The 26,917-nt window shown below is 28.9% G+C and carries 36 protein-coding genes and 1 pseudogene; 3 read left to right on the top strand and 34 right to left on the bottom strand.

The window, feature by feature from the left end:
* Positions 1 to 368: 368 nt before the first annotated feature.
* From BDU_RS05525 to BDU_RS05400, 26 genes are all read right to left on the bottom strand, one after another.
* Positions 369 to 560 (bottom strand): hypothetical protein, encoded by a 192-nt coding sequence (locus BDU_RS05525; RefSeq protein ID WP_041177847.1) that lies wholly within the window; start codon positions 558 to 560, stop codon positions 369 to 371.
* Positions 561 to 638: 78 nt separating this feature from the next.
* Positions 639 to 1,505: a DUF685 domain-containing protein gene (locus tag BDU_RS05520; protein WP_012539764.1), complete on the bottom strand. Its 867-nt coding sequence runs from the start codon at positions 1,503 to 1,505 to the stop codon at positions 639 to 641.
* Positions 1,506 to 1,517: 12 nt separating this feature from the next.
* The gene (locus tag BDU_RS05515; protein WP_012539763.1) at positions 1,518 to 2,138 is read right to left on the bottom strand and encodes a DUF735 family protein; all 621 of its coding nucleotides are present in this window, start codon (positions 2,136 to 2,138) and stop codon (positions 1,518 to 1,520) included.
* Positions 2,139 to 2,150: 12 nt separating this feature from the next.
* Positions 2,151 to 3,032, bottom strand: a complete 882-nt coding sequence (locus BDU_RS05510) for a DUF276 domain-containing protein (protein WP_012539762.1) — start codon at positions 3,030 to 3,032, stop codon at positions 2,151 to 2,153.
* A complete protein-coding gene (locus BDU_RS05505) occupies positions 3,029 to 3,361 on the bottom strand; it encodes a GPW/gp25 family protein (RefSeq protein WP_012539761.1) in 333 nt (110 codons plus the stop codon). The genes BDU_RS05510 and BDU_RS05505 overlap by 4 nt, the downstream gene beginning before the upstream one ends.
* A gap of 61 nt (positions 3,362 to 3,422) precedes the next feature.
* Positions 3,423 to 3,965, bottom strand: a complete 543-nt coding sequence (locus BDU_RS05500; protein WP_012539760.1) for a DUF777 family protein — start codon at positions 3,963 to 3,965, stop codon at positions 3,423 to 3,425.
* Positions 3,966 to 5,165: a DUF693 family protein gene (locus tag BDU_RS05495; protein WP_012539759.1), complete on the bottom strand. Its 1,200-nt coding sequence runs from the start codon at positions 5,163 to 5,165 to the stop codon at positions 3,966 to 3,968. It lies immediately after the preceding gene.
* A 4-nt stretch (positions 5,166 to 5,169) separates the two neighbouring features.
* Complete coding sequence (locus BDU_RS05490; RefSeq protein ID WP_012539758.1) at positions 5,170 to 5,805, bottom strand: DUF792 family protein; 636 nt, start codon at positions 5,803 to 5,805, stop codon at positions 5,170 to 5,172.
* 11 nt (positions 5,806 to 5,816) lie between these two features.
* The gene (locus BDU_RS05485) at positions 5,817 to 7,295 is read right to left on the bottom strand and encodes a DUF759 family protein (RefSeq protein ID WP_012539757.1); all 1,479 of its coding nucleotides are present in this window, start codon (positions 7,293 to 7,295) and stop codon (positions 5,817 to 5,819) included.
* Positions 7,292 to 7,522 carry a DUF1322 family protein gene (locus BDU_RS05480; protein WP_012539245.1) on the bottom strand — a complete coding sequence of 77 codons (231 nt, stop codon included), beginning with the start codon at positions 7,520 to 7,522 and terminating at the stop codon, positions 7,292 to 7,294. Before BDU_RS05480 ends, BDU_RS05485 begins: the two co-directional genes overlap by 4 nt.
* A 12-nt stretch (positions 7,523 to 7,534) precedes the next feature.
* Positions 7,535 to 7,972 (bottom strand): DUF1473 family protein, encoded by a 438-nt coding sequence (locus BDU_RS05475; RefSeq protein ID WP_012539244.1) that lies wholly within the window; start codon positions 7,970 to 7,972, stop codon positions 7,535 to 7,537.
* Positions 7,973 to 7,991: 19 nt separating this feature from the next.
* On the bottom strand, positions 7,992 to 8,417 hold the full coding sequence (locus tag BDU_RS05470; RefSeq protein WP_012539756.1) for a DUF1463 family protein: 426 nt from the start codon (positions 8,415 to 8,417) through the stop codon (positions 7,992 to 7,994).
* Complete coding sequence (locus BDU_RS05465) at positions 8,417 to 9,547, bottom strand: DUF787 family protein (RefSeq protein ID WP_012539755.1); 1,131 nt, start codon at positions 9,545 to 9,547, stop codon at positions 8,417 to 8,419. Before BDU_RS05465 ends, BDU_RS05470 begins: the two co-directional genes overlap by 1 nt.
* A complete protein-coding gene (locus BDU_RS05460; protein ID WP_012539754.1) occupies positions 9,537 to 10,097 on the bottom strand; it encodes a DUF764 family protein in 561 nt (186 codons plus the stop codon). Before BDU_RS05460 ends, BDU_RS05465 begins: the two co-directional genes overlap by 11 nt.
* The gene (locus BDU_RS05455; protein ID WP_041177846.1) at positions 10,094 to 10,477 is read right to left on the bottom strand and encodes a hypothetical protein; all 384 of its coding nucleotides are present in this window, start codon (positions 10,475 to 10,477) and stop codon (positions 10,094 to 10,096) included. The genes BDU_RS05460 and BDU_RS05455 overlap by 4 nt, the downstream gene beginning before the upstream one ends.
* On the bottom strand, positions 10,470 to 10,865 hold the full coding sequence (locus tag BDU_RS05450; protein ID WP_049752283.1) for a DUF1506 family protein: 396 nt from the start codon (positions 10,863 to 10,865) through the stop codon (positions 10,470 to 10,472). Before BDU_RS05450 ends, BDU_RS05455 begins: the two co-directional genes overlap by 8 nt.
* Positions 10,865 to 11,338: a DUF3890 domain-containing protein gene (locus BDU_RS08605; protein ID WP_012539238.1), complete on the bottom strand. Its 474-nt coding sequence runs from the start codon at positions 11,336 to 11,338 to the stop codon at positions 10,865 to 10,867. The genes BDU_RS05450 and BDU_RS08605 overlap by 1 nt, the downstream gene beginning before the upstream one ends.
* Positions 11,339 to 11,347: 9 nt before the next feature.
* Positions 11,348 to 12,310, bottom strand: a complete 963-nt coding sequence (locus BDU_RS05440) for a hypothetical protein (protein WP_041177845.1) — start codon at positions 12,308 to 12,310, stop codon at positions 11,348 to 11,350.
* 21 nt (positions 12,311 to 12,331) lie between these two features.
* A complete protein-coding gene (locus tag BDU_RS05435; protein WP_012539750.1) occupies positions 12,332 to 12,892 on the bottom strand; it encodes a DUF228 domain-containing protein in 561 nt (186 codons plus the stop codon).
* Positions 12,893 to 12,914: 22 nt separating this feature from the next.
* Positions 12,915 to 13,691 carry a DUF228 domain-containing protein gene (locus BDU_RS07470; RefSeq protein WP_012539749.1) on the bottom strand — a complete coding sequence of 259 codons (777 nt, stop codon included), beginning with the start codon at positions 13,689 to 13,691 and terminating at the stop codon, positions 12,915 to 12,917.
* Positions 13,691 to 14,245, bottom strand: coding sequence for a DUF228 domain-containing protein (locus BDU_RS05425; RefSeq protein WP_012539748.1), 555 nt, complete (start codon positions 14,243 to 14,245; stop codon positions 13,691 to 13,693). The genes BDU_RS07470 and BDU_RS05425 overlap by 1 nt, the downstream gene beginning before the upstream one ends.
* A 12-nt stretch (positions 14,246 to 14,257) precedes the next feature.
* Entirely contained in the window at positions 14,258 to 14,968 is a 711-nt protein-coding gene (locus tag BDU_RS05420; RefSeq protein WP_012539747.1) for a DUF1357 family protein, read from the bottom strand.
* A gap of 6 nt (positions 14,969 to 14,974) precedes the next feature.
* Positions 14,975 to 16,237, bottom strand: a complete 1,263-nt coding sequence (locus BDU_RS05415; protein ID WP_012539746.1) for an anti-CBASS protein Acb1 family protein — start codon at positions 16,235 to 16,237, stop codon at positions 14,975 to 14,977.
* A gap of 153 nt (positions 16,238 to 16,390) precedes the next feature.
* Entirely contained in the window at positions 16,391 to 16,894 is a 504-nt protein-coding gene (bdr, locus tag BDU_RS05410) for a Bdr family repetitive protein (RefSeq protein WP_012539745.1), read from the bottom strand.
* 11 nt (positions 16,895 to 16,905) lie between these two features.
* Entirely contained in the window at positions 16,906 to 18,258 is a 1,353-nt protein-coding gene (locus BDU_RS05405; RefSeq protein ID WP_012539744.1) for a PBSX family phage terminase large subunit, read from the bottom strand.
* Between the two features lie 4 nt (positions 18,259 to 18,262).
* Positions 18,263 to 18,802, bottom strand: a complete 540-nt coding sequence (locus tag BDU_RS05400; protein WP_012539743.1) for a DUF603 domain-containing protein — start codon at positions 18,800 to 18,802, stop codon at positions 18,263 to 18,265.
* A gap of 149 nt (positions 18,803 to 18,951) precedes the next feature.
* Here BDU_RS05400 and BDU_RS05395 point away from each other — a divergent pair, with 149 nt between their 5' ends.
* Together BDU_RS05395 and BDU_RS05390 are read left to right on the top strand one after the other, a co-directional pair.
* Complete coding sequence (locus tag BDU_RS05395) at positions 18,952 to 19,383, top strand: Mlp family lipoprotein (RefSeq protein ID WP_143705861.1); 432 nt, start codon at positions 18,952 to 18,954, stop codon at positions 19,381 to 19,383.
* A 454-nt stretch (positions 19,384 to 19,837) separates the two neighbouring features.
* A complete protein-coding gene (locus BDU_RS05390) occupies positions 19,838 to 20,590 on the top strand; it encodes a tyrosine-type recombinase/integrase (protein WP_012539741.1) in 753 nt (250 codons plus the stop codon).
* Between the two features lie 416 nt (positions 20,591 to 21,006).
* Here the strand turns inward: BDU_RS05390 and BDU_RS05385 are convergent, their stop codons facing one another.
* The 8 genes from BDU_RS05385 to BDU_RS05350 form a co-directional block, all read right to left on the bottom strand.
* Complete coding sequence (locus BDU_RS05385) at positions 21,007 to 21,423, bottom strand: DUF261 domain-containing protein (RefSeq protein ID WP_012539740.1); 417 nt, start codon at positions 21,421 to 21,423, stop codon at positions 21,007 to 21,009.
* 45 nt (positions 21,424 to 21,468) lie between these two features.
* The gene (locus BDU_RS05380; protein WP_049752281.1) at positions 21,469 to 21,894 is read right to left on the bottom strand and encodes a single-stranded DNA-binding protein; all 426 of its coding nucleotides are present in this window, start codon (positions 21,892 to 21,894) and stop codon (positions 21,469 to 21,471) included.
* Entirely contained in the window at positions 21,887 to 22,096 is a 210-nt protein-coding gene (locus BDU_RS08035) for a hypothetical protein (RefSeq protein ID WP_041177843.1), read from the bottom strand. The genes BDU_RS05380 and BDU_RS08035 overlap by 8 nt, the downstream gene beginning before the upstream one ends.
* 15 nt (positions 22,097 to 22,111) lie before the next feature.
* Entirely contained in the window at positions 22,112 to 23,467 is a 1,356-nt protein-coding gene (locus tag BDU_RS05370; RefSeq protein WP_041177842.1) for a DUF244 domain-containing protein, read from the bottom strand.
* 423 nt (positions 23,468 to 23,890) lie between these two features.
* Positions 23,891 to 24,466: a chromosome replication/partitioning protein gene (locus BDU_RS05365; RefSeq protein ID WP_012539737.1), complete on the bottom strand. Its 576-nt coding sequence runs from the start codon at positions 24,464 to 24,466 to the stop codon at positions 23,891 to 23,893.
* A gap of 55 nt (positions 24,467 to 24,521) precedes the next feature.
* Positions 24,522 to 25,271, bottom strand: coding sequence for a ParA family protein (locus BDU_RS05360; protein WP_012539736.1), 750 nt, complete (start codon positions 25,269 to 25,271; stop codon positions 24,522 to 24,524).
* Positions 25,247 to 25,807, bottom strand: a complete 561-nt coding sequence (locus BDU_RS05355; RefSeq protein WP_012539735.1) for a DUF226 domain-containing protein — start codon at positions 25,805 to 25,807, stop codon at positions 25,247 to 25,249. The genes BDU_RS05360 and BDU_RS05355 overlap by 25 nt, the downstream gene beginning before the upstream one ends.
* A gap of 28 nt (positions 25,808 to 25,835) precedes the next feature.
* On the bottom strand, positions 25,836 to 26,540 hold the full coding sequence (locus tag BDU_RS05350) for a plasmid maintenance protein (RefSeq protein WP_012539734.1): 705 nt from the start codon (positions 26,538 to 26,540) through the stop codon (positions 25,836 to 25,838).
* 237 nt (positions 26,541 to 26,777) lie between these two features.
* On the opposite strand from BDU_RS05350, the pseudogene BDU_RS09100 reads away from it, so the two are divergent.
* Positions 26,778 to 26,861 (top strand): annotated as a pseudogene (locus BDU_RS09100) (plasmid maintenance protein); the annotation flags it as partial.
* Between the last annotated feature and the right edge of the window lie 56 nt (positions 26,862 to 26,917).

The following is a 26,917-nucleotide window of genomic DNA, read 5'->3' as shown; positions in this document are numbered from 1 at the left end:
AATGCCTATTTTTGCTGTACTTAAATTCATTTATAGTTCTCTCCTAATAATTTTGTAATATTTACGATTTGTTGTTTTGTATGATTTTTTGGATTTGAGGGAGCATTAATGCTCCCATCCATTTTTATTTGTTTCGGATATCCTGTTTTGTTGTAGGTGCATAAGGCGTTGCACCATTTTCGGATGGAGTTTGCAAGTACCGTAGTTTTCAACTTGCGTTCCTATCCATAATTGCCTAGCAATAAGTATATAGCAAAAACAAAATATTATCAAGTAAAAAAAACAAATTTTTTGTAATTTTTTTAGTAGCTGAAAAAAATTAATGCAATTCAATATTACTTGAATTGCAATTAACCTTTTACCAAATATCATAAATCTTTATCCTTGTCTTTGTCTTTGCATTTAAACTTGGTAACTAAGATGTTGATAATATCTTTAGTTATTGGTTTAAGTAGAAAAACAAATAATGAACCCATACCTAAAATGAATAGAGAAATAATAATTAATTTACTTCCGTCAATATTAAGTAAAAGGTCTAATAAAGCATTGAGACTTTGCATAATCCTTTAACCTCACTTTACAATATATGGTATATTAAATATATAGCAAAAACGTGAATATAGCAAAGGAAATAGGAATTATAATTTGAGAAGCAAAGGTGCCCCATCTACTCTCTTTTGCATATACCAACCTTCGAAAAGATTAAACTTCAGAATTATTCCACCATGTACAGTTGAAAGTTGAAATAACGTTCTTGATGAGGAAGAACCGCTGTATTTTATATTGACAATTTTGTTGGCTTGAGAACTTGAACTACATGCTGCTTCAACTTTGACAATTAAATAGATGGGTTTATCGTCATATGAACTGTCTGTTTGTATTGTAATTTCAGCATTTTGATTTTTTTGTGATGAGTCTGTAAAGTCAAAAACATAACGACCATATTTCAAACTCGACATATACACGGTTTTGCTATATTCGCCAGAATATTGACTTTCTGGTTTTGTTGTAGTAGTACTTGTACTGAAGCTGCTACTAATACCTGTAAGATATTCTTGAACCTTTATTTTTTTCAAAGAAGAATAGTGAAGTCCTAGAAAATAAGTATTTGTATTTAAGGTATCTTGCTGTGATAAATCATATTCAAGTTTACTAGTAACTTTGCCAAGAATAGAATCCATAACACTGGATTCATTATTTTTTAGTTTTTCTATAACTTTCTGATAAGCTTGATTGATAAAGTTTGTATTTTGTAATAATTCAGTTGCTATAAGGCTTTGTATTACCTGCTTAAAATCATTAACGCCTTCGCCTTTGACGAATGTTTTTTTGTGCAATTCTTTACGAAAATCATCAAAAGTAATTGCGTGGCAACTAGAAAAACCATCATCTAAAACCAATAGATCAGAGGGGTCAGTTGAGGTTCTTCTATTAAGGTTTCTAATTTCTATTGTATCATCATGTCTTACGACGGTATCTTGTTCAGGACTTTCTTGACTAGTCATAAAATCTCCTTATTATCCTTTAAACTCTTTGACGTATTCATTCTTATAGTTTTGTATCTTGAGTATTCTTCCGATCGGGATAAGTTTTTTGATGAATGCGTAAATAGAGTTTTCATATCCTTTAGGAAGTAAAGTTATAATCCATGCTTTTTTGAGAATGCGTCCATTTTCTTTAGTTTTGAATGTAATTTTTTTATGGGGTGTAGTATCTTTTTTTGACTTACTACCAACAATGAATGCTATAACATTAGTTTTGATATCGCTTTTGAGCTTAATGTTGATAACGCCAGGTGATAGAGTAGTAGGTTCGATATCAACATTAAGAAAAGCTTTAAATAGCTTTATGAATGATTCATGGGTCCCAATATGACGTAAAGCGAAAAGCACACTATCAATATTTTTTGCTAGTGTTTCAAGAGTTTGGTTTGTTGAGTAGATAATTTTCAATATTTCTGATAACCAGAATGCTATGAATCTTGAATTTAGATTTGTAGTAGCATTGATATCTTGGAAATTATCATTAAGGGTTTTGACCTCTTTGATTATTTGATCTACGAATCCAAGTTCAGCATGTATTATTTTTTCAACCTCAGTGTCATTGAAGACTGTGGGTATAGTAGGTATACTTGTCATTTAACCTCCTTTTCACGAGGATATATTGATTAACAATCTATCAGAAGTAAAATCAAAATCAAGAATTTCATTTTCTTCAACCTGAATATTTTCATTATTCGTAAATTCACTATCATTAATCTCATTAATTTTTGTATTCAAGTTTTCTTTTAGAGCAACAGAGATATCAATGCAGTGTACGCCCTTAATTTCGTTAACAGGAGCAAAAAAATCTTGATATTCAAAACTAATTCCCATATCACCATAATTATTATTTACAATTCTGGTGTAAATATCTCTAATTTTGGCGTCAACATTAAGATATAGATGATTTTTGACGTTTACTTTGTATTTGCTTTTGAGGTATACGTATTTTTTCTTACCAAGTGACACTTTGTATTCAATCCTTTGATTATTATTGTTAATTCCGTCGATAATAATGTCTCCTTCAAAAGTAGTACCAATTGGACATGTTAGATATAGTATATTCCAAATATTTGCTTTTAGATTTGTATCTTCTATTTGTGTTTTGTCTGAATTTAAAAATTCATCTTCTACAATAACATAAATACTAGCTGTACCAGCAGTACTTTTGATATTTGAGTGTGTAATACCATTAATAGATAGTAAAGAGTTCTTTATAGCCTCATAAGTAGTACTTTTGACACTTATATGCTTTTCTATCGCTTGCCAATATTCAGAATCAGGTTTTATAGATTCAAATAGTTTGTTAACTTCATCAATTAGTTCACATTCTTTGAATGCAAGTGATGTTGCAATAATGTTGTAAATAGATGCTGGGTCGTCATTAATCAATATTTTGTAATTATCTCTTAAGTATTGACGTTTAACATTGACAATTTGTTCAATATTCTTTTTCAAGACTCCAACATCAGAATCAAATAGGATGCTCATAATTTTACCTCCATATTTAGAGTGTCATTTGGAAAATAAAAGACAATGCTTATTGTGTTTGATTGTATCTTTACGTCAAGATTTACAATATCAATTTTGAGATCTTGTATAATATTGAATAGGTAAGTTTTGATTTGGTTCACAGAGTTCACCTTGATAAGCTTTACAACGTGCGAATAATCTAAACCCCATTGAGGATCATAGAAAAGACTACCTTTTGGAGTCTTTAAGAAGATGAATAGTCGTTGTTTTTGTTCTTCAATACTATCAACGAGCTGTAAATTCGAATTAAAAGCTAAGTTAAAATCATTGTCAATTCTGATATCCAATCTTTACATCCTTTATCCTTTTAACTAATAAAAGGAAGTATAATACTATTTTTGCTAAAAACTATTTAAGCAACATGTTTATTTTGTTTTGTATATTATTAACATATGTGTAAAAACTAGGTTCAACCGTAGCTTGTCCCGAAACTCTCAAATTGTGCAAACAATTAACTATTTCTTCTAAGACTTGTTTCAAACTTATGTTATTATTCTTAATCTCCATAAGGTTTTTTGTGTGAATAGAAAAATCATCAACTTTGATAGTGGCATTTTGCATATTAATCGGTCGTAATATATAGAAATAGTTTTTGTCAAAATAATTATCATCATTAATATCAAAAAGATTGATACTACTTTGCAAAAGAATAACCTCATCATTTTCTTGTAGATCAAAATGCATATTGGATATACATCGAGTTTTAATTTCTACATTTTTGTAAAGGGATAGTAATACAACACCTTCTTGAGTTTCAGAATTGAAAGATTTGATAATTCCTATTGTAGAGATGAAAATATTTTTGTAAATCCATAGTTTGATCTCTTCTTGTGTTAACGCAGAACCAGCCATTTGGCTGTTCATTCTGTAAATATCATAATTCAAATGCATTTACTTAGCTTCTCCTTTTATATTTAAAAAATTCGCATCATCATAGAGCTTGAGTATAAGAGAACACTCACCAATATTGCTTAATACAGCATCAGCTTGTGAAATAGTGCCCTTAATTTTTTTACCAGTACCATCAATGAAACTAACTTTATCGCCAACTTTCAGTTTATGTGTATACATAATCTTGGCATTCCAATATATGAACTTAATATTTCTATTTGAACCTATAGTGACTTCTTGTTGTGGTATAAATTCAAGAAGATAATCTTCAAGAGGTTCATAGTCTTTATCTGTGTCTTTTTTTGTTTCCTCTTCTTTTGTGTCTGTTGTAGGTGTTTCTGTTTTTGGATTTTTATCCTTTTGTATAGGCTTATTTTTTTCTGTTTCTTCTTTTTTCTCTGTTTCTGTTTGTATCGCTACATAATTTGTAAATATATAGTTACATTCAGTATGAGTAGTATCAAGAGATGCTTCTCTGATGAGTTGTGTATGGTCTTTAGGTTCAATATCTGTTCTAACACTTTGAACATACTTTTTAGTTATCTTTTCGATGAATTCAACAGGAGTGTTTGCACAAAAACTTTCATTTATTATGCGTTTTTTGTTTTCATAAGTCATATTGATAATATTTCTACTAGGAAAAGCTGATTTGATCGCATTTTCTACTGTCATGCCTTGAAATTGATTTGGGTTGAGTGCTCTATGAAAATAATTGCTTTTTGATGCTAAATGAATTTCCAATTGAACACTAAAATCACCACTAGGATAATCAGTACTCATAGGTGTACCCAAATACCCAGACATGATAAAGTCATAATCTTTGACTTCTGCAAATTTTTTATAGTATATAGTTACAATATTGCCAGATTGTAAATTATCGTTAAAATCTATAGGTAAATTCCAAATAGTTAGTTTTGCTTGTTTGGCACATATATAGTTATTGCTTGTATATACATCAGATATTTGAATGTCTATATGTATACCATCTGTAGTGCGAAGTACAATTTTGGGTTCGTTTGTATTTTTCTTCTTTTCTTCAGTTTCTTCAGTCTTAGTTTCTTCCTTTGGTTTTTCTTTAGGTGTGCTCTTTTCTTTAGCTTTTTCAGTTTGAGTTTCATTTTCTTTTTTAGGTATCTCGTAGATTTTAGGTTGATCGTAGAATTCTATCTTGAAGTCATATTTCAAAAGTCTAGGCTCCATTGATTCATCCTTTGTATTTTGTAAATGTTTTGAGAACTTCTAATGTTACACTAATTTCAACCTCATCAAGATATACTGTATCTTTGAGATCAAGAGAAGTAATAGCAACTATTTCTCTAAATCCAAAAGATGGGCTGTAAACACTAAATGGCACACTTTCTTTTACCCTGTTAGTTAAGTGTTGTTTTGCTAAATTGCTAGTATTTGGAAATATGGATTTTCCAAAAGGAACATTGAATGACCATTTGAGTAGTTCTGAATATCCACTAACTAATTTAGCATTATTTAGCGTTATGATCTCATCGTTGAAAGTAGGATTGTAACTTACATGTGTAGATTTACGAGTATAATAATCAATTATAGGACGTTTTGAACAAGTAGTACTATATTTCATATTGATTAGTTCACTTTTAGCTTGAATGAAAAATCCTTGTGGGACATATCCCTGGCCTTTAAAGTCCATTCGCGGGCATAGAATTAAGAAATTAGACGTCATGAACACACTAGACAATTGATTGAAAGTTTCTTTCAAAATGGTTGTTATTTGAGACGGCGTTAAGTTGATATAGTCTAACATTGATTTCATGCCTTTTGCATCTTGGTACTGATGTATAAAATCAGTTGTAAATTGTGTAATCATATTTGTACCTCCTAAGGTGTTTTCACACTTGCGTCTTTTTCTAATTTAGTCCCAGTATCAGTAGTTGGGAGTGGTGAATGGTCTTTATTTGTTTTAGGTTCTTCACTAAAAACCCATTTGTAAAACCAATCGGGTAGTATTTGTTTTAGTGCTATTTTTACCATTTTTGTAAACCATTCGTAAATATTACCGAAAAAACTTGTGAGACCTTTGATCATTGGATCAAGTATGTGAGTTTTGAAAGTAAAGTCTTGAAGCCATGTAGCTAGTTGTGATAATTTCTTTAAGAGGGGTTTTACTAGTTCAGATGTAGTTTTTGCGAAAGAATCTTCGGCTTCAATAAGATCATCTTTGAGTTTTTCTTCGGTACTTGCGTATTTAGGAAATTCAAGCGTATTCCAATCATCAATAATTTTTTTTAGTGTTTCTGTTCTAAAAGACAAAGCTTGGCTTAAAGATAGTAAGTCATATTCCATTTCTCCACGTTCATTGTACTTATGTGTCAATTTACTAAATGAACCCATGACATTATATAGAGACCCACCTTTTCCTTGTAAGAATTCTGATACTACAGCAATAGCTGAAGCATTATCATTGACAACCCCTGTGGATTTGAGTCTTGCAGCAAATGCTACTGCTTTATTGAGGTTCTCTTCATTGTTTTGTCCTAAACTTTCCAAATCTTTTCTCAAAATTCCAGCATAATTGAGGAACTCTTCTCTATCAATTTCCCGATTAAATCCCGGTATTGTTTGAAGAATATTGTTAAGTTGAGCCTTTTCTTGAGATTTGAATACTCTTGAAGTAATTACATTCATTTTTTTTACATTTGCGTTGTTGATAATAGATCTTTTAGCATAATTGAATGCATCACCAATACCACCTTGAAAAGTAGTCCCAAATACTTGTCCAAGAGCAGTTCCAACCGCAATTTTACCTATTTCTAGAACAGCGCGCCCAGTGCGACGTATAGTGCGACGTATAATTCCATTTTGCTTTTTTAGCGATTTGTACTCTAAATCCATTAATTCTTCTTGTGTCATGGACGATCTTTTTATTGCGGCTTCTTTCGCCTTTTTGAATCTCATGCCTTGGCTCATAAGTCTTTTAGTTTCTTCAAGTTTGAACTTTTCTATATTGTCTAGCCTTTTTTGCTCTTCTATTCGTAATTTTTCTTGTTTTTTTTCTTTTGTTAATCTTAATTTTTCTAGCCTTTTTTTTGCTGCTTCTATTTTTTTTTGTTTTTCTATTTTTAGTTTCTCTTGTCTTTTTTCTTCTGCTAATTTTAGTTTTTCATATTTGTTTTGTTTGGCAAGTTCAGCTTTTTTTTCTTTCAGATTGTGTTTCAATATTTTTTCAGTACTATCGAGTCTTGTTCTTTTGGGTTTTAGAACTTTTTCAAGGATAGATATATCTTTTTCTAAAGACTTTTTGGTTGAAGCATGATCAAGTACACCTTTGAACTTAATGGTAAATCCAGTATTATTCATAATATTCCTCTAGATAGAGACATTTCATATATCTTCATTTGAAGTTTCAAATCCGATATTTTGTTCACCTCCATCAAGTCTTTATAATTGAGTGTCTTTACTTCATCAAAGCTACAAATATCCATCATAACGGGGAAGTGATATTTGTCTTTTTTGGCGTTTTCAAGGAATTTGAAATATGAGTGTGTTATTTCTTCAAGAATATCACTTCTTTTGTTTATTTTCATAGGCGCACACCTTTAAAATTCTGTTTCTCGTGAATCGATATTTTGTATTACTTGTTCATAATTCCAACTATCGTTAATATAGTCAAATTTTACAAATCCACCATCAGCATTTAGATAATGACTTAAGTAAATGAGACTTGGTTTTTTGAAGTCTTCTTCTAAGGTAAATGTATCAAATTGAATTGAATACAATATTGCTACAAGATAATCCTTGTAGTAAGAAATATATTTTCTATTGTCGTCTAAAATGAAGTAAAATTTGTCTAAAAAGTCGGGTTTGATCATAATGTTTGTTATCGTTCTGAGATAATCAATATTATTGAGTTTGTCAATCCCATAATTTTGTGAAAAACCTAATATAGAATCCCATTGATACACAGGTAATACTTTTACATCGAATGTGTGTGTTTCTTTTTTAGTTAAAATATTCATTTTGTAAAGTTGAATCATATAGCCTCCTTGATTTTACTTATTTAGTTTTTTTTACTTTGCAATTAATCGCTCTAATTTCAAACGTAACTTTTTCTGCTTCAGCAGCATAGCTTCTTGATGGTTCTTCTGCAAAGAATGCATGATTAGATACAATGTGAATGTTTTCAAAATCATTGAATACAAGGCTTAGCAGTTTTTCGTGCGTACTTTCTTCTGCATTGTAAAATTGATTTTGAGACATATCTGTTAGTTGCTTATAATCGTAAGATCCAATAGTTACTTCAACATTGAATATGAAAGTAATAGTTTTAGGGTCTCTAAAACTAACTACCGGAGGTCCCATATCTTCAGTACTAGATACAGCTCTTGTTGTAGGTTCACTAGTAAGTTCTAATTTCCCACTTTGAATTTGCTTATCTTTGATTGAGAAAAATATTTTAGTTAAGCTGTAAACCTGATCCATTATTCAACCTCCTTCAAACTATTTTGGTAACTTTGTATATCTTGTGTTGTGATATTCAATACCACGCCCTTCATAGAATAGTTGTAAGTGATACTTAGTGATAAGAATAGTTTTAGTGCAGCACTTGACGATATTTGTATTTTGAGCTTAGAATAAGAAACAATTATACCTGCATCAACAAACTCTTTCAGTTTGCATGCAATTGCTGCACTATAAGCAGTATCTCTTTGTCCTGATAGTTGAAGCGCTGATAATTTACTATTTTGTCTATTGTTCAAGTTCCATATTCTGATAAGTTCCGCGATAAATTCATATTTGATATAGTCATAAGTAAAAATTTCGTCTATAGGGCTAGAATCAAGACAAATCCCCTCTTTGAATGCTGGAAAACCATCAAGTCCACTTTCATTAAGATGTGAGTAGAAATTGATATTAGCTTGTCTAAGCTTAGTAATTTCTTCACTATTAGTAATAGGATTGATACCACTAAATGTAAGTCCATAAGGGTTTACAGCATGAAACATACTTGCTTCATGTAAATATTTAGATACAAATCTCAAATGTAATTGTTGAGTTCCTTTAGAATGAATAACGATAATTTTAGATTTGGAGTTTGAACCATTTTTGAACAATTCTTTCACTTCAGATTCTTTAGTTGCAAAAACAAAGAAGTGAGCGGGGTCTTTGAAATTGACATAATCATCTTTGTAGATAGTGAGACCATCACCACCATCATTATTACTTGCGTAAGTGTTGATAAATACAATGAAAGAATTCCTACTTCTTTTGAATAGCTCTTTGATCCCTTTTGCTTCTGCTGTATCTTTATATATAGCCAGTGTTACAGCTCTTAATCCTTTATCATCTTCTGCAAAAAATGATTGAATCGCTTGTTTCAAATACTCTTTTTCTGCATTAAATTCATCATCACCATTATTACCTTCTTTTTCAAGTGCACCAATTGCTTTTTCATAATCATTTATATTTAGATATAGTATTTTATTTTTTGGAGATACAGTATTAAGTTTGATTTTGGCACATTTGTAGACAAGTAGTGGTGTATAATAACTTACTTGATTTAGATCCAATCTAGAATGCGTCAAATTAACGCTAATTGTATCAGATGGCATTATTTTGCTCCTTAACTTTTTCTTCTTTGATTTGTATATTTGCTACAAATCCTTGGCTTAAACAATACGTGGATTTGCTATTATTGCTATTCACGTCAAGTAGACCATTGTTTTGCATATTTGTTGTATGGCGAATGTGAAATTTCACATTTTTTTGGTAGTCACAATTATCTTCAGGTGTAAAAGTGAAACTTTGAGTCGAAGAATCATGTAAAAAATCACTAAATAATGCATAAAGTAACATAAGTCTTTCATGTGGATTTTTATCTGAATTGCTCGTTAGTGCCATAAAATATAGTTGAAAATGAATAGCAAATTCGTTCACATTATCGTAAAACACACCTGTTCTTGAATTATGCTCAAATAGACCATCAATATCACTAAACTGCACAGCAATTATATTTGAATTATCCACTGTATATTTAGACATATATGGATGGTTATATGTATTTAGAATATCAACAGAAAGATTATAAATACTTGCAAATTTAGTGAAGTCTTTTAGAGTGGATATTATGCATTTTTCAATGGTAGTGATATCCAGAATCATTTATTGATCCTATATTCGATTGAATTAAGCATAAGACCTGTATCAACAAGTGGTGTTTGTGGAGTTTTACTTCCTTTTTTGCTTTTTAGCGCAATTGTTTTTGGAGATAATTTAGGCATAATTTTAGATGCTAAGACATGATTTTTATAGTAATTGATGAATGCAGTTCCAAGGGCATTCATGCCATTCTCTATACTTTCTTGAAATTTACTTCTCATGTAGTCGGTATCAATATATTGTTGAAATTCTTGTGAATTAGCTATTTTAGTCAAATGTTTACGTATTGGAAGTTTACGACTTCCCTTTTCGTGCATACGTGCTATATTGGCTCGTGTTGCAAACCAACCAATTTCAAGCTCAATCTCAAATTGATCATGCATATCTCCCAACTCCCTTCAATGTCAAAGTTAGATAACCAACAGAACCATCAATTGATATTATTTCGAAGTGAAAATTATCTAAATCACCTTCAGAAATTCTATCTGAGATCTCAAAGTCAAGTTGTGCACTTGTGTAAAGGGTGTAAAGACATGTCATATCACCAAGATTTGATTCATTGATACTTACAATAGAATCGGGATTAATGCTAAATAGTACACCTGTAAATTCTTGAAAGTTGTCTTTGTCAATTATTGCGTCAATACTTGCAGTATCTTCATTATATTCATATCTTTTTTTGTAAAGCCTCAAAGGTTTTTTGTCTTCAAAATAGGATATAACAGATTCTGCCATTTGAGCAAATTTAGTTCTAACGGGATTTACCTGCATTAACGAGCAACTCCTATGCAATATTTTTTAGTTGTTGATTCTTCAACAAGTGCTAAATTAGCTAATAATGAATCAAAAGACGAACAGAACCCTTCACTAACTTTGATCCCAGCACCAAAAGATTCAGAACCATCAGATTGTGATTGGACCTGTTCATATTCGATCTCAAGTTCATTAAGTTTATGCCTCTTCACTACTTGACTATTGCCACTAAAATCATCGATAGTTCCGCTTTTCTTTAGTCTGCAGCCAGTATAGTAATACATCAACAATTTAATATGTGAAGCCGTGAGCATCTCTACGTCAATACCCCTAACTTCAAGAAGCATATTGACTAATTTTGCATACTGCATAAAAGTAGAAAAACTCACAGTCTCTTCATTAGTGTCTAATAATTCTATTATTTCCGTGTAAAGTTGGCGTATTTCATTTTGAAGTTCTTGTGTTTCTTCTTGACTTTCATGCTGTGACATAAATGCTCCTTAACTTTGCTTAATTTCTACTTGAAGAATAGTCTTCTGTGTAGCTAAAAGCCCACCAAGAACAAAATCAATATAAGAATGAGCTATATCACCTGAATTGGTGTCAATTTGTTCATTTGGTGTTGGCAACATGAATTTACTTGGTTTGAACTTAAGTAGCTTTGGATTCATAGGATAAATAATAATTTGATTTTTTAGCAAATTAGATGTTTTTATAGTTACTTCATTTCTGCCATTTACAGCTTTAATAGTTTTTATCAAAAAATCTTCCCATGCAAATTCAGGAGATGATTGGGGTACATTTGATATTCCATAAGGTTCAACAAATTTTATGCTGGTTAGAGGATCAACTAATACCATGAATGGACAATCAAAATAATCACCAAGTTCTAATTTTGAAAGACCAGATTTGATAGATTCGAATATTTTCTCCATTTTGTCTTTGTTCGCAGCTTGAACTTCTTCTTTGATTTGATATGGCATATTAAGCAGTCCATACATATTAGGTAAGAGAACTTTTGAATTTTTACCATCTTTTTGCACTGATACAGTTCCCGTTAACACAAAATTGGTGATCAGTTTCATAATTTCATCGCATGCTAGTTTATATGCAGTGCCAAAAGGCAGGTAGTTATTGTTAACATCTCCAACATACTCAGAATTTGTATAATCAGAAACAACAGAATCTTTCAGATGTGCAAATTTGTATTGCAAACGCAAATAATTAAGTTTTACGAATTCTGATCTAAATCCTATTGTTGAGACAGTATTGTAATTATTTATAACATTTGTTGGATTATCGTTCAGAAATGCATCCCATTCTACTGTTTTGAAAAATCCCATCTTATAAGGAACTTCTTCAATTTGTTCTGAAGTAAACCAATCGTAAAATTGTGGTAATTCTACTTCCTCTGTTGCTTGAATAATTTCTTGTTCATAATAATCTTCTTCATATAATTCCATTTTCAAACCTCCTTGATTGAATTATTGGACACTATTGCCAACAAATTTTACATGAACTAGATACGTATTATTTGGTAAAGATACCGTATCTTCTAAAGCAATTGCATTGTAAATGGTATTTGAACCACTAGATTTTTCTGCCTCTCCTTTATCGTTAAATTTAATTTTGTCGCCTCTTTTGATTGTGGCGTCTTTTGCAAAAAGCCAAGCTTGATAACCACCAGAAGTAATAGGAACAACTTGAGCTGTTTCTGTATAATCATCAATATCGATACATATGCCATACAAATCACTACCACCACCTGGTTGAACACAAGATTCATAGTGAACCTCATTAGCCTTAATTTGATTTGTCGTGATTTTGACGCCACATTTGTAGGGATAATTCTTACTAGGCCAGTTTTCTATTTTTGTATTACTACTAGAAGAAGTAAACCCACCATCGCCAACACTTGGTCCTTTGTTTCTAAAATCAAAAGTATTACTTTTGAGTTCTACTTCTTTACTACCACCTTTGATAACAGCCGCCAGAGCTTTTCTTTTGTCCTCATAATCTTTGATGAGCTGTTTCATATCTGGCATACTCTAACCTCCTTTTTATTTTTTAGCTTTTTCTTTGTATGGCTTTGTTGCCAAATATAGTAACTTTGACAAAATGAATTATAAAATCACTACTTGAACTAAAAGACGAATCGCTTTGTTCAGCTGGAGTTCTAAAATCATGCTTGTAAGTATTGCTTAATGCAATAATGTTAATTGAAGTAGGTAAATTAGAACTGGCTTTTACCAATTCGCCTTCAGAATTGAAGTCTAAATGGTCGCCACATTGTATACTAGAATCTGCACATATAAAATAACCAGAAACATTATTAGTAATAGGAACAACTTGAGCTGTTTCTGTATACTCATCAACATCAACACATATGCCATATACGTTAGAATCATCGCTTGTCTCAACAAAAACAGACCCATCAGTATCAAAACTCAATTTCACAGCACGTTTGTATGGAAAACCTTTATAAGGATAATTTTCATATTTGTCCACGCTGCTTGAGATAGTTTGTGTCAAGATATAAGGAAAATCGGCACTGCCCTGAAAACCATTCTTTGCACAACTTCTTACAGCCAAATCTTCTGTTGTTGTTTTAGTATATTTTTTCAGTCTCAGATATGCCAATCTGTATTGTTTTTCTTTCTCTGTTCCAAAACGACTATCTAGATTTTGACTTACATCTTCTGCTCCTCTTCTTTTTCTACTTTTAGGAGTATGTGAACTACTATCTTGATTTACTTGAATTTCTGATTCAATCTCAAGATCAGCTTGTTCTTTTGTATCATCTACTTGAGAAGACAATTCTAAATCATTGACTTTACTACTCATTAGCTTTTAGCCCTATTACCAAATATAGAAACATGTATTATGTGAAGATTTTCGTTAAGTTTTACAGCCTTAGAAAGTGCAACTGCATTGATAAGTCTTGATGAGCTAGTATCTTTCTCTAGTTCCCCAAAACTGTTAAACTTCAATTTATCTCCAATAGCAATACTCGTAGCATTATCCTTTTTAGCAATTAACCAACCTTGAAAATTATTATTAATAGGGACAACTTGAGCTATTTCTGTATAATCATCAATGTCAACGCATATGCCATATAGATCACTACCACCACCTGGTACTACAACTGGTTCATATTTAGCATCGGAAAAATCCAATTTTACACCACGCTTATAGGGATATCCTTTAGATGGCATATTTTCAATGATATCCACACTACTTGTGGTAGTACCACCTGATGCTGCAAAATGCAGATTCTTATCTCTAAATTCAGTATTATTACTAAACAATCCAGGATCAACACTTGGATTCTTCATATAAGACTTTATTTCGTTAAGCTTATCTTCATATTCCTTTTTTAGTTTTGCAATATCTGCCATTTAGTCTCCTTTTTAAACTTTAGATCTTTTTTTTCTAACCTTTGAAGATCGCTTTACTAGCTCTTTGTATCTGTTTAAGATACCGCTTCTCAATTCATTGTTATTGGTTGACTTGAAGTGTGGGGAGGCAGTAGAAATCTTATCCTCAAATTTGATACCAGTTTTGCCAATACTTTTAGTTGTAACACTTTTGTTCTTTCTAGTCTTTTTCATCGAAGTTTTGGCAAGATTTAAAAGCATGTCCAATAATGTGCCTTTGATATGCTCAAGATTATCGATTTTAGCTATAGCCCTAATTTGATCCCTTGGAACATACTTTCTAACAAGTTCTCGCTTTTGCGCCAACATAATCTCATCTAAACTGTGTCCACGTGATAACAGCGCCTCTTTATTAAAATGACTACTCAAATATTTCTTTGACAAAGAATCAATTTCATTAAGTTTAATAGCTTCTCGTAAGATTTGATTCTTTGCTTTATTCTTTGCTTTGACTTCGGCTAATTCTTGCGCTACTCTTTGATTTATGCTCAAAGGTCTACTTGCTTTGTTTGATAATATCTGCTTGTCATTCTTAGCAAGTCCCTTTTTATATTTCATAAGCTTATTATATTCGTCCAAACTAATAGTTTTTGTAGGAACTTCGCTTTTTACATTATTAGCTTTGCTAATTACTTTGACATTTTTACTAACTACTTTCTTGTTTTCTTTAGTTTCTGTTTTCATTCGTTTTCAACCTCCTAAGAAAATTTCTCCAAAAAACAATTTGTCTTTCAAAAGCTCAACTGACTTTTCTGACAATTCTTCATAACCTATAGCACTCTTATATTTCTCAAAAAGTTCAAGTAATTTGATGTCATGTTCAATCTTGTCAGTTTCGCTCAAAAGAATCAGAGAATTGAATCTCATATCAAGACCAAAATACTGATTAAGCTTCTGATTTACCGCAATTTCAATTCGTTCTTGCACCCCCTTCAAAAAATCATAATAATTACTTCGGTCTCCTTTACCATCGTTGCCAAGACCTTTGGTTTGTTCGTTAAAACTTCTAGTTAATGGTTCTTTAGTATCTGCTCCTATTTTTGCTTTTACAAGTTCTAAAGTGTCTTTCAGGAAAGTAAGTTCATATTTCATGACTTCTAAATGTGCAGACTCACTTCCAGAATAGAATATCCCATCATTATTCAAGTTGGATTTTAGTCTCTCAAGTTCGTGGGACAAGTCATTATTTAGCGCATTCAAGATATTGGTACCCTTCTTTACGACCTCATCACCACTATTATCACCACTACCATCATCAGAATTTCGCCTAAACAACTTCTTAAACATGCCAGAACTATTATCTTTATTGCTCTTAGTAAGTAAATTAAATTGCAAAGATGTTTTACTTATTGCATCATTAATCTCTGCTAAAGACTCATCCTTGTAGAATAGAAAATTGTAGTTTCGAATCCTTCTATCTATCTCTTGGTAGATAGTCTCAAAAAGAGCTACATTTAGCAGAAAACTTTGCGTATAACATGGTGTATATGAACCCAAAATATAGTCATAATTCTCATATATGATCAAACGACTCTTATGGATCTTTACTTCTCTTCTAACTAAAACTCCCTCATCATCCTCTTCTTTGAATGAATATATGACATAAGGAGACTTAGAACCCCTATCTCTCACACAACCAAAATCTAAATACACAAATCCAATTGGTAATTCTGAATTAATTTCTAAGTCAAGATTATCATCTCCTGCTGTTTTAACCAAAATATAGCCAATACCATTGAATCTGTAACTTATGATACAATTCAATAGTGCTTCTTTGAGTTCTACTTTTAGATTATCTAACGTATCTTCAATACCACCTAAAGCAGTACTATAAATAACTTCTAAGTTGATCCCATTGTGCAGGACGTCTTCTGCAACATTATTTATATAATTCCTGAAAAATATTGAATGTTTGTATAATTCATAAGAATTGATTTTAGAGTTGTATTTCATTATTTCTCCAATACATCAACCCTATATAACCTTATTCAATATACAAAAAATAATTATAGATCAATTATTTATTTTTGCTAAAAAATAATAACAAAAATTATAAAAAATTGCAAAAAAATTTAAACTTATTTTTTAGATAGAAGAAATATTTACTTATTTAAATATCAGCGTTAATAAAATTCCTATAGTTAAAGTAATAATGGTCCCAAACATCCAAGCATGTAATTTTAATGTTCCTTTAACCTCTGATGCAAATTTATCTATCTTAGTATCAAGTTCCATTTTGTTCAATTCAATATCTTTTCTTACAATATCTATCTTATTATCAAGTTCTTTAATATCTGACTTTAATTCGTCCCTTACTTTGTCGATTTTATTATTTAAGTTATTTTCAACAGTATCTATTTTGTTATCAAGCTCTTTAATCTCAGCCTTTAAACCACGTTCTAACATCTCCAATTTTATGTCAAAGTTCTCTTTTAAATATTGAAGATCTTTAGTAGTAAGTTCATTTTTATAGTATCTATAAGATAAATCGTCCGCAATATCTCTCTTAATACCAGCTTTTACAAGCTCATTTAATACCATCTGCCTAGTAATTACAGGCTCCATTTGCATATACTCCATAAAGAATCTCCTTATATAATTATTATACAATAATTTATAAGCTAAATGAAAGTAAATTTAGTAAAATGCCTAATTCTATCACGATAATTTAAAGACAAAATTAAATATGCTGCTGATAATGCATCAAGAGCATCATCATGAACTTTACCATCTCCATTATATGAATAAATATCACGAAATACAGAACGACTACTATAATCTAATAAATGCATCTTGTTATAAGTAAATGGTGTTAATAAAGAAACAATTCTTGCGTGTTTATCTGTTTTTGGTTTTGTTGGTGCAATTCTAAAGTAATTTTCCATATTATTTCGAAGTCTAACATATTCACGTGTTAAAGCCCCAGCTCCTTTAATATCATCCCTATCTTCAATATAAAGAGTATTAACATTTAAATTCCCCATTATTACCTTTATTGTATTCATAACATATGGATCAACAGCTGGTTTTTGCTCTTGAAATATAAATGCATAATACTTATCCGACACTTTCTCTAAAACACAAAGAGAAGTATTATCCCCACCACTACTATATGCAGGATCTAAATAAGCTATAGGACTTTTAAATTCATAGTCTTCAATAATATTAATATTACGAAATATCGCATCATTATTTGCGACCCATTCTCCTAGTAGTACACTGGCTTTATATGTTGGAAAGTCTTTGTAAAGTTCTTCTTGGGTCTTTATAAATTCCTTTGAAATTTCCTCATTATCATATGTCGTAAAATTATATGTAGAATATACTGTATTCTTATCAATATAATCTGTTTTAAAATAATGCTCTGGATGATCAGGATTAGTATCAAAAACAATAAACTCTGGTTTTATTCTTAGTCTCTTAAGCGCTTCTTTTAATGTCTCTTTATGAAGAGTTGTTGCTTCATTAACATAAATAACAGCAGAATTCGATCCTCTAAATCTTTTAAAATCTCTGATTTTATCACCACCATATAAATTAACCCTTAAAGAATCGATTTCAAAATATGACCTATTTGAATATTTGGGAACAAAAGGTATTTTAAGCATATTAGCAAGATCTTCAAACTGTTCTATAACATTAATTTCTAATGCCTTCTGTGAATTACCTAATATAAAATTATTGGTACCTTTCCTGTAAAGATGTCTATTCTTAAGTAAAGTTTTTAAGAATAAATAACAAGCCAAAAATGTTTTACCACTTGCAATTCCACCTGATAAAATAACTTTGTTTTGATTATTCTTTTCAATAGCACTTAACACTTTACGTTGTTTTTTATTTAAGAACTTATTTTCAAAGCTTTTAAAATCAATAACTACCGGTTTTGGCTTCATAAAAGAAGCAATATCAATACCAAAATCACGCTTATATTCCCTTTGCAGAGACTTAAAAATACTACTACTGTATATATCCATTTACTTATCCTCCAAACCTAAATCTACCCTCATCTAAGTCTGCAATTTTGAGTTTCTTCATTGTTTCATAACATAACTTCATTGTTTTATCTTCTTTCTGACGTTTTAAATCTTTGAGTTTGATCTTCTTATCTTGAAGTTCTCTACTATTTCCTTTATTTTTAATCATTTTGATCTCTCTCTCCAATAGATTTATTTCTTCTATACAATCCTCAAGTTCTAATTCTAAATAATTATCAAATGCCTTCATAAACTTAAGTCCAAGTTGACTTTTAGTTATACTGAATTGACTTTTGAGCTCACGTGCTTTGGCATTGTTTTCGAGTACTCGACCTAAGACACTATCAAGAGTAGTTTTACAAATGGTTATTTTATTGTCACTATCAAACTCTTTTGGATTATCTTGACTAATCTCCCATTTTTGTCTCATCTTACATACATTAGCTCGTGAAACACAAAGCTCTTTCGCTATTTCAGCATCACTTAATCGATCTTCATTAAAATACATGGCATAATCTTCATATGCTCTTTTTACTTTATTCATATCTCTTCAACCTTATAATTTAACAAAAATTAATTTTAGTTTAACATAAACTCTATAACAAAATAACAATTTTACAAAATCAATAAATACTTCCAATAATCGCTATATATTTAAAATCAAAAATATCTATTAAAATGAGGAGATTTTATATGAAAATAACCAATTTTACCTTGATTTTATTACTACTAATGAGTAGTTGTGATCAAGAAAATAATACAAATAAAGGAATTAAGAGCAGAAATAAAAGAGACTTAGAACAACAAGTAGAAGCACAAAAAACACCTGAAGAAGCATTAAGAGAAAAGTTAAATGACAATCAGAAAAAAGGTCTAGATTTTTTAAAAGAAGCTTTGAATAGTGAAAATATGTTCACACAACTTGTACTCTTGAATGAATCCAATATAAAAGATGCTCTCGATCACATTCAATCAGAACTTGCAAAGTGCACAGGAGATGAAGCAGAGCAAAAAAAAGGAACATTCAAAACTGTAATAAATGGATATTTTAGCACAATGAATAATGAAACATTAAAAGGCATTAAAGAAAATGCAACAAGCACTTGCAATCAAAACGACTCATAAAACCATCAATCTACAAAATAAATTTCATAAATAGAATTTAAAATACAGATTTAAGAAAGAAAGTACCAAGATATTTTCATAAAAGTAAAAGGATAATTAAAAAGGTTTAAAAAAAGGTATAAGTAAACAAAATGTTAACTTGAAGTTAACAGGGAAAGATAAGTTAAAAAAAGAATAGAAATATCTCTCATTGCAAACAGATGAGTCTTTAAAATAAAATCTAGAAAGAATAGAGACTAAATTTTCAAGTATTTGTTAAAGTTACCACAAAGTTTACTAGATATTTTGTGCTGCACCCTTAAATATTAGCCCTTCTGATTAAAATACATGTCTTAAACATTAAATTTTGCATACAATGGAGAGACATATAATTTGACATGAATTAAGAGTATTTGCTAACATATTTATATATAAATTTACTTATTTTATAGCATTTAGTTAACATATAAATTACATGAGCGAATATGAAATATTAAAAGCAAAAATCAAAGAACTCGAGAAACAAAATTCAATATTACTTAAAGAAACAAGGCAATATAAGAAGGAATTATTACAAACCAAAAGCAATACTAAATCTAAATCAATACCAATAAGATTTTATTTAAATGATAAGACAATAAGATTAGTAAAGAAAAGTATAGACAAACTTAAACAGACAGATCCAATCTCAGGATGGTTTGTTCATATACTCTCAATTACAGGTTGTAGAGGAGTAGAGATTCAAAATATAAGACTTGATGACATAGTAAGAGAAGAAAACAATAATGGTGATGTATTTTATAGTTTACGTGTAAATGTAGCAAAAAAGCGAAGTAATATTTGCATTAGAGAAGTAGTAATAAGTAAATCTGAATTTGAAGCTATAGAGGAAATTCATAAACTTCATTTTAAAAATAAAGGACAAGATTCAAGACGTACTTACCTATTTCAAAAAAGTAAACATCGATTTAAAGATAATAGAATAAATATAAGTGAAATTTCAAAACAATTTAAAGAATTACTAACAAAATCAGGATTTAAACATCGTAAATCACTACATATATGTAGAAATATATTTATTGCTACACTTAAAAGTAAAGGGTACAACTCATTTGAAATTAAAGAATTAATGAAATATGCATCAACATCTGAAATAGATAATGTTTATGGTCTTTCAAAAGCAAGTAAATTAAAAGCATATCATGATATTAAAGACGGCTTTAAATAATATTGTATATTTCATGTATTGTTATATAATCTATAAAAACATAACATTAAATCAATATATTACTACAAACTAACAAAAAGAAGTTACAATTCTCTTTGTTAGAATTTTTTTTGGGGGAATAAAGGTTATACTTAGGTTGAAGATAATTCAACACGTAGATATTAGCTATTATACAATCAAATTTAACAAAAATCAAGATTTGACATAATAAAAAAATGTATGTTTCTTTTTGTTATTCATACAGAGGAGCATAAAAAATCAAAAACATACATCTTTTTTTATTTTAAAATTCAAAGGATATTTAATTATACAATCAAATTTAGCAAAAATCAAGATTTTCATAATAAATAAGCATAAAAAAAAGGCATATAGCCTTTTAACAATAATACCAATAATGGAGATAATAAAGTGGGGATTCATATTTTTCTAAATATACGCTTAGATTTTAGATGATACTCTTGTCCTCTATCTTTAAGAAAAAGAGGATCATATAAAACTTCTGTATTATTTGTTGCCATAAAATGAGATCCAATATTATTCTTTATCTTAACTTCACTTATCTCAAACTCATCTTTTAAACACTTATAATCTTTATCTTCAACACGAACATCTCGTTTAATGCCAAAGAAACTTAAGATGCTACATGGATTTAAAATATAACAATTAATCCTCATATAACCTAATCTAATAAATTGATAATAATTATTATTAATATCATTAAAGTCAAATTCGTTCTTTGTAAGTGATGCTATGTAATAATGCAAAGATAAAAAGTAACAACCCCAACGTCTAATCTCTAATAAAAATCTATTATCATTTTGTTGTAATTTCATATATCATTTAACCTCCTATATAATCCAAACCTCATTTATAAACTTCTAAAAAGGAATATCTTCATTAAATTCACAAGCAGGATCAGGAACATGCGGAGGAACAGGAACAGGAATATCAACTTTAGGATTATGATGCTTAGTACCTGTACCAAACAATCTCAATTGCTCTACAAAAATAATGCTTTTAATTTTATCAACTCCACTATGTTTATCCTTATAATATTCATGTCTCATAGATCCCTGAACAACGACTTGTTTACCTTGACTAAGAAAATGAATAAGAGTTTCTGCTCGTTTACCAAATAATACACAATTAAAAAATTGTGCATTATCTCTCCACTCACCTTCTCTTTTGACTTTAATATTATTAGCTATAGAAAAATTTAGTATAGCTAAATTTGTACTACTATAAGATAAAAGTGAATCTCTAACCAAGCGTCCTGATAATGTGATGTTATTAATGTCAGACATCAAAACCCCCATCATCATAAAGCCTACGTCTGGCTTCCATTCTTTGGAGATCACAATACAAGTTGCCTAAATATTCATTGTATTCTTTTATTGTATGATAGTCATAAACATATTTTTTAATAATATTTCTGAAACACTTACATATAAATTTTAACATATGGTATAAAATTATTAAAATAAAGATTATTACATGTATAATCATCTGCTCCACCTCCCATTAAATTGCATATGAGGTGGAAGATACAGGATTAGATATAGAGAACTTACGACGAGAACTAATATCATTAATATCATAATAATCATAATGATCCGTAATTAACTTAAATCTATCCTTAATAGCCCGTTTACCTGAATTTAACGCAAATACATTCTTTCCTAATCTATAAACAATATTATCTGTTAACGAAAACTCCATAGATAACTTACCAAATATATCTTTAAGAACATCCTTATCTTGTTTAGTAAGTGCATATAATTCTTTAGCATTCTCTTTCTCTTTTTTCTCTATTTCTGTTTGCTTAGATTGAATATCAACTAAATGTTTCTCTAAAAGTTCTTGCTCTTCAGCACCAATATTTAATTTAACAATATTGATAAAACTTATAAACTCATCTTTATAATTTAATTCTGACAAGTCTGAATAATATTCACTATCTTGAAGTAATAGTTTTATATGATTTGTTAAATCTTCTATGTCAATATTTGCAAGATCAATAGACTTGTCTCTTTTTATGATATTACACATGCGTCCAACTTCCATATCCAATGTCGCAATATAAATCATCACTTTTGCTATAAAGCCATTATTTCTCTCTATAACACAATTAATAGGCTCATCACCAATCAAAAAGAATAGGTTGCATTTTGATAAGCCAGTACATGCAAGTTGCACTTGTGCTTGAACATAATATTTAAAGAAATATTTACTATCTAAAAAATTACCTGTTTGATTATATTCTGTAATAGCTGATGTTAAATAATTACTATCACTACATTTAATCTCTAATAGTTCTGCTTCACCTTGATTGTTTACAAACCAACCATCTATTGTTGCTCCAACAAGATTATCTCCTAATCCTACTCGTTTGAAGTAATTATATTTGTCTATTCCATTAGCATATTTGTTTTTATGTAAAACTTGTATATTATCAGAATAAATACGTAGAAACTCATCAAATCCTAAATTTTCTAATGCTTTACCTTTTTTAATATGCAAATTATCTTTATATGGAACTTCTTTCCCAAAAGATTTAAGCACTCTACTTACAATTAATTCAGAAGCAGCTTCAGCACCAAGAAATATACTCCCAACTTCACTAGCACCAAATTTTGTTAATGTCCCACGTTGAATAGAAAAATCTACTTTACTATTAAACTTGAAATATTCATTCTTTTTAATACCAGGTAATTTACGTCCTATTTTGCTCATTTTACTTACATTAGTTTGTTTATTATTATCAGACTCTGGCGCTGGAACAAAAGATTCTAAACCTTTAATAACTTGTTGGGTGTATAAATCTTGTTGATTCACTTTTTTTACTCCATTATTAATGGATTTATTAATATTTGTCATATTCAATCTCCTTATAGTAATTTTATATTATAAAATAATAACAAAAACTATTTTGTTTTGCAATATTTTTAACAAAAAAATGAAGATTTATAGATAATAAATTGTACTAAATTTGAAACAAAAAATTTAAATCCCTGTTAACAACTATATTACTACAATAAAATTGTTAACAGGGATTTAAATCTCTGCCTTTTAAACTGCATGCATCAACATCAAAAAAATGTCGATTAAGATTTAAAATCTTTGATTGTAAAACTACAAGGATTATCTAGTGAATAGACTAGATACCCAACAATAACAAGTTATAACATATTCTAAATAAAATCAAGCTACTTATAGCAAAAAACATTAATACTATATATTTAAAATATTATCATCAAATTTTATACCTTATATATTACATCTCGTATACAATCTTTATACTTAACCTCTTAAACTTTCAAATTCTTTTAGAAAATCTTCAATTAAATCTTGTTTAGATTGAAATAATTTGTCCAATAAAAAACTAGTAAACTTAGCATTTTTCTTATAAAAATCATAACTTTCTTGTCTTTTAAGTTGAAATCTTAAGGGTTTGATGGGATTTTGTTTTGACTTTTTTATTGTTTTACCTTGTTTATCCCTCAATAAACTTAATATTTGTCTAAATCCGTTTTCTAATACAAACTGCTCTTCTAATAAACCCTCTTCTAAAGCTGCTGCAATTTTTAAATAATTATAAGCCTGAGTTTTTGCAACATCATAATTTTTTATAAAAGCATCAAAACTTTTATAACCATCTAATTTATAATACTCATTATCTTTTATTTCTTTTAGTATCTTCATACATTCTATTTTATTATAGATTCCTTCTCTAAGATTTATGTATAATTTCTTTTTTAATGTACTATAACGCACTGCTTCTACACTTTCTTCATTATTATTAGATTCACTAAGTAATGCATTACCTTTTGAATCAATATCTCTTTTGTGAATCTTTACACTTTTATCATTTTTCATTTTATCTCCTTAAATTATATTTATATTCGTTCAACCTGTTGAACTAATATTCAAATTAATTAATTTTTGCAAAAAAATTAATTAAGGAATTCTTATATTCTTTTATATAATCCTTCTCAAAATCAAAAATATTATTTTCTGCTATCCTTTTATTCAAGTCCTCTCGTTCTGATATAGTTCCCAAAAAATTATTTTTGGCGTGAATCATTTTTAATAATTTCTTATGTGTATTATTTTTCTTAAATCTAGTAATAACAAAAAAAATAGGAAGTTCTAAAGCTATTTTGTCCATAAAAAATTTTAAAAGATCAAAACTTTCAATTGTCCATTTTTCTGCTGTCATTGGTACTATTAAATAATTGCAACAAATTAAAGAACTAGTTAATGTAAAATCTAAACTCGGTGGAGTATCAATTACTATATAATCATATTGAACATCTAAATATTTAAGGTCATTCTTTAACTTAAATTCACTAAAAGCATGCTTATATCCAAATGCATTTATACTATGTAAAGTCAAGTAACTAGGTATTAAATCCAAATTATTTTCAACGTTTAAAATTGAACTGTTGATATTCAACTTATCTATTAAAACTTCATATATGTTATTGCTTCTTAAGTCCATATTTCTCTTCTCTATTTTTTCATAAAAATAACTAGTAGTCGAAGCTTGAGTATCCATATCTATTAACAATACTCGATATTTTTGAGCTAATAATGTTGCAAATATTATACTGGTCGTACTTTTCCCAACTCCACCCTTAATACTTGCAATCGTAATTATTTCTGGTTTTTTTCTAGCCATCTTGTTATAATTCCTCCACTCGGCAACTGTTTACCATAAAACTCATATATTTGTTTTTCTAATCTATTTATTATTTCAAATAATATCTTGCAGTACTTTGTATTTGATTTTGCTTTTCTAAAAAAATAATAAATTCCTTTTATATAGCAAAAAACACTACCTTTTTTAAATTTAAATTCTACATAAAACACCTTAGGAAAGGTATGTGTCTTAATAATCCCATTTTCTTTATATTTAGATATAACATTTTTTATTGGTTTTCTATAGCCATAATGCATACCTAAAAATTTGTCACCATCTTTAATAGAAAATAAATGAAATTTACATGTTTGATCTTTAAAAAGATCTCTCAAAATTAGAAAAAATTTATTACTATCGTTTTTATCAATCCCAAATGTATAAAAATCTCTAAAAATTTTTGTATGATATATCGTTCTATCTTTTAATCTCTCTATTTTTAAAAAAACGTCTTTTTTATTTCGATTTTTTTCAATTTCTAATTTTTTTTCTTTTAATCTTTTTAATGCATCTTCCATATTCTTTCCTTAAAAATTTGTTTTTTATTTAACAATCTTTGTAAGTACTATTTTCAATCTTTAAGTTCTTCAACCATTCTTGCGTTCTAATTATGCTATCTTCATATCTCTTTTTATTCGCATTTTCTTTTACTTTATCCAAATATCTCATTGTTTTCCATTTTGCTACATTTTTTATCATATAGTTCGTGTCGATTGTTCTCTTTCCTATTTCTTTTTTCTCTTCTTTTTTATTTTTTTTATTATTTATTTTTTTATTATTAGTTATATTATGACTGACATTTTTAGTTGCATTTTTATGTTTATGAATATTCAATCTTTTGTTTTTTAAGTAATATTTTTGTTGTGTTTCTTTTGTGAATTTATATGTTGCATTTGCATCATGTTCAACGATCGCTTGTTTATCGTCAAGAAAACGTTTTAAATTTCTGAGACTGTATTTATTTGCTGAATATCTTATATATGAGCCATTTCCTTCGCCCAATCTTAATAAAGTTTTTTTAATAATACCTTTATTACATAACAAGGCTAAATCTTTTCTAAGGGTTCTAAGTGTAATTATTTTAAGTTCATCTTTGGCTAGAAAACGATTTAGTGTATTTAGAATACTGGTTTGATTGTATTTGATTGAATTCTTTTGAAAGAATTTAACTATTGATACTATTTTATAATATCTGTTGTGATATTTCTTTGATGGTTTTGTATAGGGTAATGAATTTTCATTGCTATTCATTCGAGCCTCCTATGTAGCTTTCTTATTATTAATAATAACTTAATTATTAATAATAAGCAAACTTTTTATTAATGAAAGTTTTAAAGTTTTATTTAATATTTAGTAAATATATTACATATAACATAAAAAATTGACAAAAACTAGTATCTGTGATACCATATATAATATATTTTTTAAATAAATTGCAAGGGGTTTTCTTATGACAAAAGAAGAAACAACAAAAATTAATAATAAAAATACAACAAACAATCAAAGAAATATCACAACAGATATTATAAAATAGTATCAATAGTTAAATTCTTTCAAAAGAATTCAATCAAATAAAAGCAAACCAGTATTCTAAATACACTAAATCGTTTTCTAGCAAAAGATGAACT

The organism is Borrelia duttonii Ly, from assembly GCF_000019685.1.
GTDB classification, from domain to species: Bacteria; Spirochaetota; Spirochaetia; order Borreliales; family Borreliaceae; genus Borrelia; species Borrelia duttonii.
The sequence above is the reverse complement of the archived record's forward strand: the minus strand, read 5'-3'. Positions and strand labels throughout refer to the sequence as shown.

Excerpts from the sequence above, each read along its gene's own strand:
- BDU_RS05525 (WP_041177847.1), bottom strand. The coding sequence starts at position 560 with ATGCAAAGTCTCAATGCTTTATTAGACCTTTTACTTAATATTGACGGA.
- BDU_RS05520 (WP_012539764.1), bottom strand. The coding sequence starts at position 1,505 with ATGACTAGTCAAGAAAGTCCTGAACAAGATACCGTCGTAAGACATGAT.
- BDU_RS05515 (WP_012539763.1), bottom strand. The coding sequence starts at position 2,138 with ATGACAAGTATACCTACTATACCCACAGTCTTCAATGACACTGAGGTT.
- BDU_RS05510 (WP_012539762.1), bottom strand. The coding sequence starts at position 3,032 with ATGAGCATCCTATTTGATTCTGATGTTGGAGTCTTGAAAAAGAATATT.
- BDU_RS05500 (WP_012539760.1), bottom strand. The coding sequence starts at position 3,965 with ATGCATTTGAATTATGATATTTACAGAATGAACAGCCAAATGGCTGGT.
- BDU_RS05495 (WP_012539759.1), bottom strand. The coding sequence starts at position 5,165 with ATGGAGCCTAGACTTTTGAAATATGACTTCAAGATAGAATTCTACGAT.
- BDU_RS05490 (WP_012539758.1), bottom strand. The coding sequence starts at position 5,805 with ATGATTACACAATTTACAACTGATTTTATACATCAGTACCAAGATGCA.
- BDU_RS05485 (WP_012539757.1), bottom strand. The coding sequence starts at position 7,295 with ATGAATAATACTGGATTTACCATTAAGTTCAAAGGTGTACTTGATCAT.
- BDU_RS05480 (WP_012539245.1), bottom strand. The coding sequence starts at position 7,522 with ATGAAAATAAACAAAAGAAGTGATATTCTTGAAGAAATAACACACTCA.
- BDU_RS05475 (WP_012539244.1), bottom strand. The coding sequence starts at position 7,972 with ATGATTCAACTTTACAAAATGAATATTTTAACTAAAAAAGAAACACAC.
- BDU_RS05470 (WP_012539756.1), bottom strand. The coding sequence starts at position 8,417 with ATGGATCAGGTTTACAGCTTAACTAAAATATTTTTCTCAATCAAAGAT.
- BDU_RS05465 (WP_012539755.1), bottom strand. The coding sequence starts at position 9,547 with ATGCCATCTGATACAATTAGCGTTAATTTGACGCATTCTAGATTGGAT.
- BDU_RS05460 (WP_012539754.1), bottom strand. The coding sequence starts at position 10,097 with ATGATTCTGGATATCACTACCATTGAAAAATGCATAATATCCACTCTA.
- BDU_RS05455 (WP_041177846.1), bottom strand. The coding sequence starts at position 10,477 with ATGCATGATCAATTTGAGATTGAGCTTGAAATTGGTTGGTTTGCAACA.
- BDU_RS05450 (WP_049752283.1), bottom strand. The coding sequence starts at position 10,865 with ATGCAGGTAAATCCCGTTAGAACTAAATTTGCTCAAATGGCAGAATCT.
- BDU_RS08605 (WP_012539238.1), bottom strand. The coding sequence starts at position 11,338 with ATGTCACAGCATGAAAGTCAAGAAGAAACACAAGAACTTCAAAATGAA.
- BDU_RS05440 (WP_041177845.1), bottom strand. The coding sequence starts at position 12,310 with ATGGAATTATATGAAGAAGATTATTATGAACAAGAAATTATTCAAGCA.
- BDU_RS05435 (WP_012539750.1), bottom strand. The coding sequence starts at position 12,892 with ATGCCAGATATGAAACAGCTCATCAAAGATTATGAGGACAAAAGAAAA.
- BDU_RS07470 (WP_012539749.1), bottom strand. The coding sequence starts at position 13,691 with ATGAGTAGTAAAGTCAATGATTTAGAATTGTCTTCTCAAGTAGATGAT.
- BDU_RS05425 (WP_012539748.1), bottom strand. The coding sequence starts at position 14,245 with ATGGCAGATATTGCAAAACTAAAAAAGGAATATGAAGATAAGCTTAAC.
- BDU_RS05420 (WP_012539747.1), bottom strand. The coding sequence starts at position 14,968 with ATGAAAACAGAAACTAAAGAAAACAAGAAAGTAGTTAGTAAAAATGTC.
- BDU_RS05415 (WP_012539746.1), bottom strand. The coding sequence starts at position 16,237 with ATGAAATACAACTCTAAAATCAATTCTTATGAATTATACAAACATTCA.
- BDU_RS05405 (WP_012539744.1), bottom strand. The coding sequence starts at position 18,258 with ATGGATATATACAGTAGTAGTATTTTTAAGTCTCTGCAAAGGGAATAT.
- BDU_RS05400 (WP_012539743.1), bottom strand. The coding sequence starts at position 18,802 with ATGAATAAAGTAAAAAGAGCATATGAAGATTATGCCATGTATTTTAAT.
- BDU_RS05395 (WP_143705861.1), top strand. The coding sequence starts at position 18,952 with ATGAAAATAACCAATTTTACCTTGATTTTATTACTACTAATGAGTAGT.
- BDU_RS05390 (WP_012539741.1), top strand. The coding sequence starts at position 19,838 with ATGAGCGAATATGAAATATTAAAAGCAAAAATCAAAGAACTCGAGAAA.
- BDU_RS05385 (WP_012539740.1), bottom strand. The coding sequence starts at position 21,423 with ATGAAATTACAACAAAATGATAATAGATTTTTATTAGAGATTAGACGT.
- BDU_RS05380 (WP_049752281.1), bottom strand. The coding sequence starts at position 21,894 with ATGTCTGACATTAATAACATCACATTATCAGGACGCTTGGTTAGAGAT.
- BDU_RS08035 (WP_041177843.1), bottom strand. The coding sequence starts at position 22,096 with ATGATTATACATGTAATAATCTTTATTTTAATAATTTTATACCATATG.
- BDU_RS05370 (WP_041177842.1), bottom strand. The coding sequence starts at position 23,467 with ATGACAAATATTAATAAATCCATTAATAATGGAGTAAAAAAAGTGAAT.
- BDU_RS05365 (WP_012539737.1), bottom strand. The coding sequence starts at position 24,466 with ATGAAAAATGATAAAAGTGTAAAGATTCACAAAAGAGATATTGATTCA.
- BDU_RS05360 (WP_012539736.1), bottom strand. The coding sequence starts at position 25,271 with ATGGCTAGAAAAAAACCAGAAATAATTACGATTGCAAGTATTAAGGGT.
- BDU_RS05355 (WP_012539735.1), bottom strand. The coding sequence starts at position 25,807 with ATGGAAGATGCATTAAAAAGATTAAAAGAAAAAAAATTAGAAATTGAA.
- BDU_RS05350 (WP_012539734.1), bottom strand. The coding sequence starts at position 26,540 with ATGAATAGCAATGAAAATTCATTACCCTATACAAAACCATCAAAGAAA.